We start from the raw sequence: 12,248 nt of genomic DNA, 5'->3' as shown, positions 1-12,248 counted from the left end.
CCCCGGCGCTAATAGGTGAAGCGCTGGCTGCGGACGCTGTTGTCGAAGTTCGACAGCAGCAGCTCGGGCTCACCCACCGTGCGGATCTCGGGCAGCCGGGTGAGCAGCTCGCGGAACATCGTCCGCATCTCCTGCCGCGCGAGGTTGGCGCCCAGGCAGAAGTGCGGGCCTGGGCCGCCGAAGCCGACGTGGGGCTTGGTGTCGCGGGTGATGTCGAAGGTGTCGGGGTCGGGGAAGACCGTCTCGTCGCGGTTGGCGGAGCCGTAGAAGAGCACGACCTTGTCGCCCTTCTTCAGCTCGAGACCGCGCAGCGAGTAGTCCTGGGTGACCGTGCGGCGGAACTGCATGATGGGCGAGACGTAGCGGACCATCTCCTCGATGGCGCCGTTGACGTGGCCGTCGAAGTCGCTCATGAGCAGCTCGCGCTGCGCGGGGTTCTCGGTGAGCAGCCTGATGCCGTGGGCCATCGTGTTGCGCGCGGTCTCGTTGCCGGCCACCAGCAGCAGCGAGAAGAACGAGCCGAGCTCCTTGTCGGTCAGCTTCTCCCCGTCGGGGTTGGCGTTGACCAGCAGGGACACCAGGTCGCCCTTGGGGTCGGCGGCGCGCTCGTGGCCGAGCTTGATGACCATGCGCTGGAGGGCGAACAGGGCCATCATGTTCTGGCCGGCCATCTGGACGGTGCGGGCCAGGCTGGGGCGCACGCCGGTGTAGGCGGTGGAGATGTCGACGTGGCGGTGCACCTGCTCGCGCAGCTCCTGCGGGATGTCGAGCATGTCGCAGATGACGTGGATGGGCAGCCGGGCGGCCACCTGGGAGACGAAGTCGCGGGGGCCGTCCTGCATGACGTCGTCGACGATGCGGGCGCACGCGGCCTCGATGTCGCTCTGCAGGCCGGCCAGCATCTTCGGGCTGAACGAGCGGGTCACGATGCGGCGCAGGCGGGCGTGGCGCGGGTCGTCCATGTTGACCATCGACTCGCCGAACACCTGCTTGACCCAGCCGGGCGGCTCGGGGTTGGTGACGGCCGGCTCGCTGGAGAAGACCTTCGCGTTGCGGCTGGCCTCGACGACGTCGGCGTGGCGGACGAGGGCGTAGAAGCCCTTGCCGGAGCGCAGGAACGGCACCTTCTTCTCGGGGAAGAACACCGGGTGCTCCAGTTGCCGGAGCCGGGCGAAAGCCTCATTCCGCTCTTTCAGCGGCTTGCCCCAGAAATCCAGATCAGCGAGGTCGATGTCCACCGTCCTATCCTGGCACGGTCCCACGCCCCTCCGGCCATCGACGGCCGTACCGGAAACCCCTGCCGCCACGGGCCCGCGCGATTCGGACACGGATGTGCATCCTGCCCTTCTGGCACGTTCTCACGGCGTTAAGCCGCAATTCGCGCCGTCTGGTCTTACTGGCGGTATGAACGCGCTGCTCGCCGCTCTCCTGGTCCTCCCCCTCGCCTCAGGTACGGCTCCCGCCGCCGCCCGCGCGTGCGGCGGGCACCCGCTGGACTTCGACGCCGACGGCCGCCCCGACCTCGCCGTGGCCGCCCCGTACGCCCATGACAGGGCCGGTGCCGTGACCGTCATGTACGGGTCGGGCGAACGCGTCGAGCTGACCCAGGACGGCGCGGAGCCGGGCGACGCGTTCGGGTCGGCGCTGGCCGTGGGCGACTTCAACGGGGACCGCTGCGCCGACCTCGCGGTGGGGGTGTCGGAGGAGTTCACCGGCGAGCGGGTGCCGGGCGGCGACGGCAACGGGGTGGTGCAGGTGTACGACGGCTCGCCTCGGGGGCTCGTACCGGGGCGGGAGCTGGCACTGGCCAAGCCGTCCAGCGACCGGTTCGGCGCGGCCCTGGCGGCCGGCGACCTCGACGGCGACGGCAGGGACGAGCTGATCGTGGGCGCGCCGAGCCACCGGTCGGGCGGCCAGGTCACGGTGTACGGGCTCAAGGGCCGCAAGCCGGTCGCGATCAGCCAGAAGACCTCCTGGGTACGGCAGCGCGCCGCCGTCACCGACCAGTGGGGCGCCGCGCTGGCCACCGGCGACTTCGACGGCGACGGCAAGGACGAGCTGGTCGTGGGAGCGCCCGCCGACAGCGTGCGGCAGGACGGGCAGGGCTCGGTCACCGTCATCGACGTACGGGCCCGGCGGGCGCGCCTGCTGACCCAGGCGACGCCCGGCATCCACGGGGCCGAGGAGAAGTGGGACGGGTTCGGCGCCGCCCTGGCCACCGCGGACTTCAACGGCGACGGCAGGGCCGACCTCGCCATCGGCGTGCCCGGTGAGGGCATCACCGAGAACCAGCGGGCCATGGACTACGGGGAAGGCGTCGTGGACGTGCTCTACGGGTCGGGCGGCGGGCTGCGTACGGACAGGACCGAGGCGTGGTCGCAGAACAGCCTCGACGGCCGCCCCCGCTACTACGACCGGTTCGGGACGGCGCTCGCCGCCGCCGACCTCAACGGCGACGGCGTGGACGAGCTGGCCATCGGGGTGCCGGGTGAGAAGGCCGTGCAGGTGCTGGCCGGGCGCCGGTCGGGCGGGCTGACGCGCGAGGGGAACCTGCTGGTGAAGGGCAGGGGGCAGGACTTCGGCGCGTCGGTGTCGGCGCTGCCCGGGTGGGAGCGGTACCGGTCGCTGTCGGCGAAGCGCCGTCCCGTGTACGGGCTCGTGATCGCCTCCCCCGACCAGGGCCTGGTCATGTACGCGCCGGGCCGGCGCGGCTCGGACCGGGTCAGGCTCGGCAAGCTCCGCCGCCTCGCCGAGGGCACCGGCCTGTACGGCTACGCCTTCGGCTGACCCGGGGACAGGCGAGAGCCGGAGGGGGTCAGGGGCGGGCGTCGCCGGTGCGCGGGCCGGCGTCGAGGGGCAGCAGGACGCGGAACAACGCGCCCTTGCCCGGCTCCGCTTCGGCCATGACGATCCCGCCGTGCGCCTCCACCAGCGTCGCCGCGATCGACAGGCCCAGCCCCGACCCGCCCGCGCTGCGTGCCGGATCGGCCCGGTAGAAGCGTTCGAACACGCGCTCCGCCACCTCGGGCGCGAACCCCGGCCCCTCGTCGGCCACCTCCACCACGGCGTGGTCGCCGTCGGCCCCCACCCGCACCTGGAACGGGGTGCCCGGCGGGGTGTGGGTGAGCGCGTTGGTGACGAGGTTGTTGAGCACCTGCCCGAGCCGGGTCTCGTCGCCGGTGACGACGACCTCGCCGTCGCCGCCGAACAGGCGGACCAGCTCGATCCGCCGGTCGGGGGCGAGCGTCTGGGCGTCGATGACGGCGGTGGCGCACAGGCTCAGCAGGTCCACGGGCCGCATCGCCAGCTCGCGCCGCTGGTCGAGCCTGGCCAGCAGCAGCATGTCCTCCACCAGCAGCCCCATCCTGGCGGCCTGGCCCTCGATGCGGCCGAGCAGCCGTACGGCCTCGTCCAGGTCCTTGGTCTCCCCCAGCCGGTACAGCTCGGCGAACCCCCTGATCGAGGTGAGCGGCGTGCGCAGCTCGTGGGAGGCGTCGGCCATGAACCGGCGCATCAGCTCCTCCGAGCGGCGGGCGGCGGTCGCGGACGCGCGGGCCGACTCGGCGGCCTCCTCGCGCTCGCGCACCGCGCTCTCGATGCGGGCGAGCATGGTGTTGAGCGAGCGGCCGAGCTTGCCGACCTCTGTGGTGCCGGCCCAGAGCGGCACGCGGCGCGACAGGTCGCCGCCGGCGATGTCGTTCGCGGTACGCGCGATCTCGCCCAGCGGGCGCAGGCTCCTGCGTACCAGCCAATAGCAGAGGAGCCCGAGCACGGCCAGCGTGCCGCCGCCGCCCACCGCCACGATGAGGGCGAGCTGGGAGACGGTGGCGTCCACCTCGCCGAGGCTGATGGCCATCATCCTGGTCTGTCCCGCGCGGGTGGGCACGGCGATGACCCGCCAGTTCGGGCCGCCCGCGACGGTCGACTCGACGGTGAAGGGGCGCCCGTCGCGGACGCGCACCTCGGGGCCGGTCAGGCGGGGCAGGGCGGGCGTGTACTCCTCGGTGGACTCGCTGAAGGTGCGCACCAGCTCGCCGCCCGGGTCGAGGACGACGCCGTGGAACAGGCCGAAGAAGCGCTGCGGCCGCCCGTCGGGGCGCGGCTCGACCGGCGGCAGCGTCTCGCGCGGCATGGCGGCCACGTGGAGCTGGCGGTCGACGCGTTCGACGAGGTAGTTGCGCAGCAGCCGCACGGCGAACAGGCCGGTCAGCGTGATCGCGAGGGTGACCAGCAGCAGGGTGGCCGAGACGAGCCGCAGCCAGAGCGGCGCCCTGGACAGCTGTTTGCGCATCTTCCTCATATGCGGGGCGGGCGCAGGATGTAGCCGACGCCGCGCAGGGTGTGCAGGTATTTCTGCTCGCCGGTGTCGATCTTGCGGCGGAGGTAGGAGACGTACGACTCGACGAGCCCGACGTCGGTGCGCCAGTCGCCGTTCCAGACGTGGTCGAGTATCTGCTTCTTCGACAGCACCCGGCCCGCGTTGAGCATGAAGTAGCGCAGCAGGCGGAACTCGGTGGGCGAGAGCCGGACGAGGACGCCGTCGCGCCAGACCTCGTGCGTCTCGTCGTCCAGCTCGACGTCGGCGACCCTGAGCCGGTTCGGCGGCGGGGCGCCGCGGCGGGTCCTGCGCAGCACGGCTCTGATGCGCGCGATGACCTCCTCCAGGCTGAACGGCTTGGTCACGTAGTCCTCGCCGAGCCCCAGCCCGGCCAGGCGGTCCTCGGGCGTGTCCTTGGCGGTCACGAACAGCACAGGGACCCGGCGGCCGCGGGACCGCAGCCTTCCCGCGACCGCCAGGCCGTCCAGATCGGGCAGCATCACGTCGAGCATCACCAGGTCCGGCGTGCTCTCCTCGGCCACCCGCAGCGCCTCCTTGCCGTCGGCCGCCGTCAGCACCTCGAACCCGGCCATGCGCAGGCTGGCCGAGAACAACTCCCTGATGTTGGGCTCGTCGTCCACCACCAGCAGCCTGGCCTCGGGTTCGCTCATCGCGGGCCGCCTCCCCGGGCGGCGGAGCCGCCCTGCGTGATGGAGGTGGCGGTCACCGTGCCGTCCTCGCCCGGCGTGCCGCGCACCACGATCGTGGCGCCCGGCTTCAGGTCGGCGACCTTGCCCGGCTCGGAGATCTGCACGGTGGTCTCGCCGGTGGTGGTGACGGTGACGCTCTCGCCGGTCACGGTCTTCAGGTGGACGGTGCCGTCCTCGACCTTCTCGACCGTGCCGGTCGTGCCGCCGCCGAAGCCGCCCGGCCGGCGGCCCTCCCCGCCCGTGCCGCCCGGCCGCTCACCGGACGCGGCCTGCCGTGACGGGCCCGCCTGCGGCGTGCCCAGCGGCCTGCCCGACGAGCCGGCCCACGAGCCGCCCGAGCCGCCCGAGCCGCCCGAGCCGCCCGACGAGCCGAACGCGCTGTGCGCCTGGATGCCGATGAGGATCCCGGCCACCAGCACGACCCCGGCGCCCAGTGCGAGCGTGACCTTCGACAGGCCCCTCGCCGGCCGGACGGCGAGCTCCTCCCGCAGGTCGCCGGGGAACGGCGAGGAGTCCAGCTTGTCCAATGTCCCTCTCCTTACTCGTGGCGCAGGGCCTCGATCGGCCTGAGCTTGGCCGCCCGGTTGGCCGGGTAGCCGCCGAAGAACAGCCCGATCCCCACCGAGACGCCCAGCGCCAGCGCGACCGACGACGGCACGAGGACCGGCTCGATGCCGGCGATGCTGAACCTGGTCCCCGCGAACGCCACCAGCACCCCCGACAGGCCGCCGACCAGGCTCAGCAGCGTGGCCTCCATCAGGAACTGGCCCAGGATGGCGCTCCTGGGTGCGCCCAGCGCCTTGCGGATGCCGATCTCGCGGGTGCGCTCGGTGACCGTCACCAGCATGATGTTGGTGATGCCGATGCCGCCCACGAGCAGCGAGATCGCGGCGACCGCGGCGAGCAGCACGGTGAAGGTGCCGGTGGCCTCGCTGACGGTCTCCTGCAACGTCGCCTGGTTCAGGATGCGGTAGTCGGGATTGGTGGTGTTCGTGATGCCGTGTCGTTGGTTGAGGATAGCGGTGACCTCGGCCTGCGCCGCCGAGGTGGTGCCCGCTCCCGTCGCCTGCACGACGATCTGGTCCAGCGAGCCGAACCCGCTCAGGCTCTGCTGTACGGCGGGCAGCGGCGCCACGGCCACGTCGTCGGCGTCCTGCGCGCCGCTCGACCCGGCCGCCTTGAGCACCCCGACCACCGTGAACGGCACCCCCGACACGCTCACCTGTTTGCCGATCGGATCGACGGCGCCGAACAGCTCGTCCGCCACGGTCTGGCCGATCACCATGACCTTCCTGGCGGCCGGCACGTCGTCGTTGTAGAAGTAGTCGCCCTTCGCGACCGGCTTGTTGACGGCCTCGAAGTAGCTCGGGTAGGTGCCGACGAGCTGGGCGATCGGGTGGGCGGCGGCGCCGTACGAGGCGGGGGCCGCCGAGACCGTCACCACCGGCGAGACACTGCGCACGGACGGCGCCAGCGTCGCGTCCGTCAGCGCCTTGGCGTCGGCCAGGCTGAGCTGCCTGGCCTGCGTACGCGGCCCGGTGTTGCCGCCCCTGCCGGGACCCCGCTGGGCGCCACCGCCGCCGCCGGAGAAGGACGGCGAGATGGTCAGCGTGTTCGCGCCGAGCCGCTGGATGTTCTGCTGGATGCTGCGTGACGAGCCCTCGCCGACGGCCACCAGCATGATCACGGCGGCCACCCCGATGAGGATGCCGAGCGTGGTGAGCGCGCTGCGCATCTTGTTGGCCAGCAGGCCGCGCAGGGCGAAGCGGAGGATCTCGACCTGGTTCACGAGGCGGCCTCCATCTGGCGGGGCGGCGGGCCGTCCACGGGAGCCTGACGGCGGTCGTCCACGATCTCGCCGTCCACCAGCCGGATCACCCGCTTGGCGTGCTCGGCGACGTCGTCCTCGTGGGTGATGAGCACGATCGTGCGGCCGGACGCGCTGAGCCGGTCGAGGATCTCCAGGACGTCGCGGGTCGAGGCGGTGTCGAGGTTGCCGGTCGGCTCGTCCGCCAGCAGCAGCGCGGGAGCGGTCACCAGGGCTCTGGCCACGGCGACCCGCTGCTGCTGGCCGCCGGAGAGCTGGTTCGGCTGGTGGTGCACCCGGTCGGTCAGGCCGACCTGCTCCAGCGCGGCCAGCGCGCGGGCGCGCCGCTCCGCCGGGCGCACGCCGCCGTAGACGAGGGGCAGCTCCACGTTGGCGAGGGCGCTCATGCGCGGGATCAGGTTGAACGACTGGAAGACGAAGCCGACGCGGCGGTTGCGCAGCAGCGCGAGCCGGTGCTCGTCGAGGTGGCCGACGTCGGCGCCGTCGATCAGGTACGTGCCCGAGCTCGGGACGTCGAGGCAGCCAAGGATGTTCATCAGCGTGGACTTGCCGGAGCCCGACGCGCCCATGATGGCCACGTAGTCGCCGCGCTCGACGTCCAGGCTGACGCCGCGCAGCGCGCGCACCCTCGCCTCGCCCGCGCCGTACTCCTTGACCAGGTTCCGCACCCGCAGGACCGGGACCGTCCCCTCAGCCGTCCCCTCAGCCGTCACCTCAGCCGTCACCGCCTGCCTCCGCCCGGGAAGCCCCCGCCGAAGCGCTGGCCGCCGCCGGTCCCCTGGCCGGTGGACGGGGTGGACGGCGGCACGATCTCGTCGCCCTCGGACACGCCTGACGTGATCTCGGTGAGCGCGGCGCCCTGGACGCCGACCTCGACCGGGGTCCTGACCTGGCGGCCGTCCCGCAGCACGGTGACCGTGGTCCGGCCGCCGCTCGTGGAGATCGCCGTGGAGGGGACGGTGACCACGTTCTCCGCCCGGCCGGTGACGACCTCGACCGTGGCGGTCTGTCCCAGCCTGACCTGGTCCGGCACTTTCGTGAACGTGATCGTCACCGGGTAGCGCACGACGTTCTCGCTGGTGGCGGCGACCGGCTCGATCTGCGTCACCTTGCCGGTCGCGGTCACGCCGGGCAGCGCGTCGAACGTGATCGTCGCCTGCCGGCCCTTCTTCAGCCGGCCCGCGTCCGACTCGGTGAAGGTGCCGACGAGCTGGAGCTTCGTGGTGTCGGCCAGCTCGATGAAGCCGGTGCTCGCGCCCGCCCCTTGCCCGCTTTGGGTGTTGCCGGTGCTGGTTCCGCCCACCGAGCCGTTCACCGCGGTGATCGTGCCCTTGAACGGGGCCTTGAGGACCGTGGCCGCCACCGTGCGCTGGGCCTCGCGGTAGGCGTTGCGGGCCTTGATGTAAGCGGCGTAGAGCTGCGCCGTGCCCGTTCCGTCCGACACGGCGCCGTCGTACGCGGCCTTCGCCGCCGTCAGGCTCTCCTGGGCCGCCGCGTCGTCCAGCCTGGCCAGGATGTCGCCCTTGGCGACCTTGTCCCCTGCCTTGACGTAGATCTTCTCGACGGTCCCGCTCGTACCGAAGGACAGCGCGCGCGACCGCGAGCTCTCCACCGCCCCCGACGCCGACACCGACGCGGTCACCGAGCCGCGTCCCGCCGTCACCGTGCGCACCGCCGTCTCGCCCGCCGCCTGGTCCGTGCCGAGCTGCGCGTACACGAGGCCGGCACCGCCCAGCAGGAGCACCGTCAGCACCCCGTTGGTCAACAGCGCCCTGCGCCTGATCGACACCTTCACGAGCGGTGACCCTCGCACACCAGGCTGCGACGCAGCCGCGAGCAAGCTGAACGTTCGCTGGACGGCGGCGGCCCCCATCCGGCGTCCAGGAAACTCTGAGGGTGCGCGCAGGCTGCCGCCAACCTGCTCGGCCAGGATGTCCCCTCATGAGACCGAGATTCGTGCTGGGCGGGCTCGCCCTCGCCGTGCTCGTGGCCGGGTCCGGCCTCGCGCTGGCGCTGCGCGACGATCCCCGGCCGGCCACCCAGGTACGGCTGGCCGCCGCGCAGCGCGGGCAGGTCACGGCCTCGGTCAGCGCGGCGGGCGACACCGTGGACGGCTCCCGCCGCGACCTGGCGTTCGGCTCGGCCGGGACGGTGACGAAGGTGTCCGTCGAGGTCGGTGCCAAGGTGCGCAAGGGCCAGGTGCTGGCCAGGATCGACGGGCGGGCGGCGCGGGAGGCGTACGAGGCGGCCAAGGCCGACCTGGCCGCCGCCCAAGAGGCCCTGGACCAAGCCTCCTCAGCCACCACCGCCCCGTCAGCCAGCGTCCCGGCAGCCACCGGCGCCTCCGTAACCACGGCCGCCCCGGCGACCACCGCGACCACCGCGGCCGCCGAGGCCGCCGAGGCCGCCCCTGAAGCCACCGGCGGTGGGACCGCGGGGACAGGCTGCGTGCCCGCCGCCGGTGCCGTCCTCGGCCCAGAGGCGCCGTTCACCCCGCATCCGTCCCGCACGCACGGCCCTGAGCCGACCGATCTCCCAGAGCCGCAGCCGACCGTCACCGTCACCGCGACGGCCACCGCGACGCCCACCGTGACGGTGACGGCCACGGTCACCGCGACGGTCACCGCGACCGGCACCGCGACCGGCACCGCCGCTCCCCCGCCCGCCCTGCCCACGCCTGACCCGTCCGACGGCGGCCTGCAGGGCCTTCCCGGTGACGACACCCCGGGTGTGGTCGGCGTGGACGACACCCAGGAGCCTTCGCCGACCGCGTCCCCGAAGCCGTCGAGGAAGCCCGCCACCAGCGCGAGGCCGACGGTAGCGAGGCAGCCCAAGACGTCCAGGCCGGGTGAGTGCGCCAAGTCAGGGACCCGGCAGGCCAGGACGGGCGGCACCAAGGGCTCGACGGGCAAGGGCGGGCTCAGCGCCGAGCAGGCCGCCCTGAACGTGGACCGCGCCGAGGCCGCCGTCGAGCAGGCCGCGGACGCCGTACGGGCGACCAGGATCGTCGCCCCGGTGGCGGGCACGGTGCTGTCGGTCGCGGGCGCGGCCGGCGACAAGGCGGGCACCGGCACCTTCATCACGCTGGGCGACCTGGACGAGCTGCAGGTCCAGGCCATGGTCACCGAGTCCGACGTGAACCGGCTGAAGGTCGGCCAGCACGCCGCGATCACGCTGGCGACCCGCCCGGGCGAGCGGTACACGGGCACGGTCACGGCCGTCGCGCCGACCGCCACGGTGTCCGACCGGCTGGTCAGGTACGGGGTGACGCTGGCCTTCGACAAGCCGCCCGCCGGGCTCATGCTCGGGCAGACCGCCTCGGTGACGATCACCACGGACGAGGCCAGGGACGCCCTCTACGTGCCGGCCTCCGCGGTGCGCAGCCGTACCGACGGGACGCAGGTCGTCACCGTGCGCGCCGGCGGCAGGGACTCGGCGAAGGTCGTCCGCACGGGGGTGCGCGGCGACCAGTACGTGCAGGTCACCTCGGGGCTGAGCGAGCAGGACCAGGTGGTCATGTCCGGCGGCACGTCGGGCGAGTTCCCCGAAGCGAGCTGGCCCGGCACATGAGCCGGCCGGGCCGGGCGCCCGCCACCCGCGCGCCCGGCCCGGCCACCGGCCGGACCCCGGCGAAACCTGCCATGCCGGGGCCCGGCCGACCCCCCACCGATTGAGCAAACCCGCAGGCGGCCTTCAGGAACCTTTCAGCGAACGCCCCGCGCCGGGCCGGCCGATCGGGGTGGGGCGTGGGGGTGGGTGGTCAGGCTGGTGGCGCGGCTTGGGCGGCGGCGGAGCGGTCCTGCGCCGCCGGGACGGTGAGTCGGTGGGAGGTCTTCGCGGGGGCGCCTCTGCGGGAGATGTAGTCGAGGGTGCGGAAGTCCACCGACAGCTCGTCCCTGGTCAGCCGCCCCATCAGGTAGCCGCGCCGCTGATCGATGTAGGAGAAGTGCGGGTTCTCCTGCAACGCCTCGGAGATCCACGTACGGTCGCGGTACCCGTCGCCGTCGCTGGCGATCGACGACGCCACCAGCTCCCTGGCCACCACCGGCGAGTCGGGGTCGTCGAAGTCGGTCTTGAGCTCGGCCAGATGGTGCATGTGGGCGTCACCGGTCAGCACCACGGGATTGGCGGTGCGGCCCAGGGCGGTCAGCAGGCGGGTGCGCTCGGCGGCGTAGCCGTCCCAGGAGTCGAGGTTGACCTCGCGCCCAGGCCCGGTCCTGAAGTCGCGCTGCGCCACCATGATCTGCTGCCCCAGCAGGTTCCAGCGGGCGGTGGAGGCGTCCAGGCCGCGCTCCAGCCAGCGCCACTGGTCGGCGCCGAGCAGCGTACGCCGGTCGTCGAGCCGGTCGTCACACCCGGCCCGCACGCCGTCGAGGCACGCCTGGTCGTCGCGGAACTGCCGGGTGTCGAGCAGGTGGAAGCGGGCCAGCGTGCCCCAGGAGACCCGCCGGTTCACCCGCAGCACCGCACCCTGGAGGCTGGCACGGCGCAGCGGCATGTTCTCGTAGTACGCGCGGAACGCCTGCGCCCGCCGCTGCTCGAAGCCGGGCGCGCCGGTGCTGGAGACGTGCCCGGCCCAGTTGTTCTCCACCTCGTGATCGTCGAACGCCACCAGCCACGGCGCCACCGCGTGGGCGGCCTGGAGGTCGGGGTCGCTCTTGTACTGGGCGTGGCGCAGCCGGTAGTCGGCCAGGGTGCGGCACTTGCCGGGCGTGTGGGTGCGTACGCGGCCGGCGAGCGCGGTGTAGCCGCTGGGACCGTACTCGTACATGTAGTCGCCGAGGAACACCACCAGTTGCGGCTCCTGCTCGGCGAGGCGGCGGTAGGCGGTGTAGAAGCCGTGCTCGTAGTGGGCGCACGCGGCGACGGCGAAGTGCAGCGGCGTCTCCCCCACCGGCGTCGTACGGGTGCGCCCGGCCGGCGACAGCCTGCCCTCGCTCTTGAAGCGGTAGAAGTATTCGCGCCCCGGCTCCAGCCCCTTCAGCTCGACGTGCACGCTGTGCGCGTCGCGGGCGCGGGCGGTGGCGGTGCCGGACCTGACGATCCTGCGGAACCGTTCGTCGGCGGCGACCTGCCAGGCCACCTCGACGTCGCGGGACGGCATGCCGCCGCGCCCGTCGCCGCCGAGGGGGTCGGCGGCCAGTCTGGTCCACAGCACGAAGCCGTCGGTGGAGGGGTCCCCCGAGGCGACGCCGAGGGTGAAGGGGTCGGTCTTGAGCGTTCTGGAGGTCGCGGCCGCCGGGAGGGCGGGCGAGGAGACGAGGAGGCCGGCTGTCGCCGCTGTCAGGAAGGCTCTGCGGTCCACGCTCCCAGGTATCGCCTCCCGGTCTGACTCCGCCGTGACAGCGGAGTCAAGCCAGGATGAACAGCACCGGTCGGTACGCGGCCACCG

Annotated in this window: 10 protein-coding genes; 2 read left to right on the top strand and 8 right to left on the bottom strand. The window is 73.1% G+C overall.

Annotation, left to right across the window (positions count from 1 at the left end; genetic code table 11):
- Positions 1–8 precede the first annotated feature (8 nt).
- On the bottom strand, positions 9–1,238 hold the full coding sequence (locus tag AB0K18_RS15920) for a cytochrome P450 (protein ID WP_364914739.1): 1,230 nt from the start codon (positions 1,236–1,238) through the stop codon (positions 9–11).
- 166 nt (positions 1,239–1,404) lie between these two features.
- Between AB0K18_RS15920 and AB0K18_RS15915 the strand changes: the two genes are divergently transcribed.
- Positions 1,405–2,787: an FG-GAP and VCBS repeat-containing protein gene (locus AB0K18_RS15915; RefSeq protein WP_364914738.1), complete on the top strand. Its 1,383-nt coding sequence runs from the start codon at positions 1,405–1,407 to the stop codon at positions 2,785–2,787.
- A gap of 28 nt (positions 2,788–2,815) precedes the next feature.
- Here AB0K18_RS15915 and AB0K18_RS15910 read toward each other — a convergent pair whose 3' ends face one another.
- Genes AB0K18_RS15910 through AB0K18_RS15885 form a run of 6 tightly spaced genes read right to left on the bottom strand, consistent with a single transcriptional unit; the run spans position 2,816 to position 8,651 of the window.
- Positions 2,816–4,291 (bottom strand): HAMP domain-containing sensor histidine kinase, encoded by a 1,476-nt coding sequence (locus AB0K18_RS15910; protein WP_364914737.1) that lies wholly within the window; start codon positions 4,289–4,291, stop codon positions 2,816–2,818.
- A 5-nt stretch (positions 4,292–4,296) separates the two neighbouring features.
- On the bottom strand, positions 4,297–4,989 hold the full coding sequence (locus AB0K18_RS15905; RefSeq protein ID WP_364914736.1) for a response regulator transcription factor: 693 nt from the start codon (positions 4,987–4,989) through the stop codon (positions 4,297–4,299).
- Positions 4,986–5,555 carry a hypothetical protein gene (locus AB0K18_RS15900; protein ID WP_364914735.1) on the bottom strand — a complete coding sequence of 190 codons (570 nt, stop codon included), beginning with the start codon at positions 5,553–5,555 and terminating at the stop codon, positions 4,986–4,988. Before AB0K18_RS15900 ends, AB0K18_RS15905 begins: the two co-directional genes overlap by 4 nt.
- Before the next feature lie 11 nt (positions 5,556–5,566).
- On the bottom strand, positions 5,567–6,817 hold the full coding sequence (locus AB0K18_RS15895; RefSeq protein ID WP_364914734.1) for an ABC transporter permease: 1,251 nt from the start codon (positions 6,815–6,817) through the stop codon (positions 5,567–5,569).
- Complete coding sequence (locus tag AB0K18_RS15890) at positions 6,814–7,581, bottom strand: ABC transporter ATP-binding protein (protein ID WP_364914733.1); 768 nt, start codon at positions 7,579–7,581, stop codon at positions 6,814–6,816. The genes AB0K18_RS15895 and AB0K18_RS15890 overlap by 4 nt, the downstream gene beginning before the upstream one ends.
- Positions 7,578–8,651, bottom strand: coding sequence for an efflux RND transporter periplasmic adaptor subunit (locus AB0K18_RS15885; protein WP_364914732.1), 1,074 nt, complete (start codon positions 8,649–8,651; stop codon positions 7,578–7,580). Before AB0K18_RS15885 ends, AB0K18_RS15890 begins: the two co-directional genes overlap by 4 nt.
- 146 nt (positions 8,652–8,797) lie before the next feature.
- Between AB0K18_RS15885 and AB0K18_RS15880 the strand changes: the two genes are divergently transcribed.
- A complete protein-coding gene (locus AB0K18_RS15880; RefSeq protein WP_364914731.1) occupies positions 8,798–10,426 on the top strand; it encodes an efflux RND transporter periplasmic adaptor subunit in 1,629 nt (542 codons plus the stop codon).
- 190 nt (positions 10,427–10,616) lie between these two features.
- Here AB0K18_RS15880 and AB0K18_RS15875 read toward each other — a convergent pair whose 3' ends face one another.
- On the bottom strand, positions 10,617–12,161 hold the full coding sequence (locus AB0K18_RS15875; protein ID WP_364914730.1) for an alkaline phosphatase D family protein: 1,545 nt from the start codon (positions 12,159–12,161) through the stop codon (positions 10,617–10,619).
- Positions 12,162–12,248: the final 87 nt, after the last annotated feature.

It is taken from the genome of Nonomuraea sp. NPDC049421 (assembly GCF_040677005.1).
Lineage (GTDB): Bacteria > Actinomycetota > Actinomycetes > Streptosporangiales > Streptosporangiaceae > Nonomuraea > Nonomuraea salmonea.
Note: the sequence above shows the minus strand (reverse complement) of the source record. Positions and strands in the feature narration are given on the sequence as shown.

Coding starts and splice junctions, on each gene's coding strand:
- AB0K18_RS15915 (WP_364914738.1), top strand. CDS start 1,405: ATGAACGCGCTGCTCGCCGCTCTCCTGGTCCTCCCCCTCGCCTCAGGT.
- AB0K18_RS15910 (WP_364914737.1), bottom strand. CDS start 4,291: ATGCGCAAACAGCTGTCCAGGGCGCCGCTCTGGCTGCGGCTCGTCTCG.
- AB0K18_RS15905 (WP_364914736.1), bottom strand. CDS start 4,989: ATGAGCGAACCCGAGGCCAGGCTGCTGGTGGTGGACGACGAGCCCAAC.
- AB0K18_RS15880 (WP_364914731.1), top strand. CDS start 8,798: ATGAGACCGAGATTCGTGCTGGGCGGGCTCGCCCTCGCCGTGCTCGTG.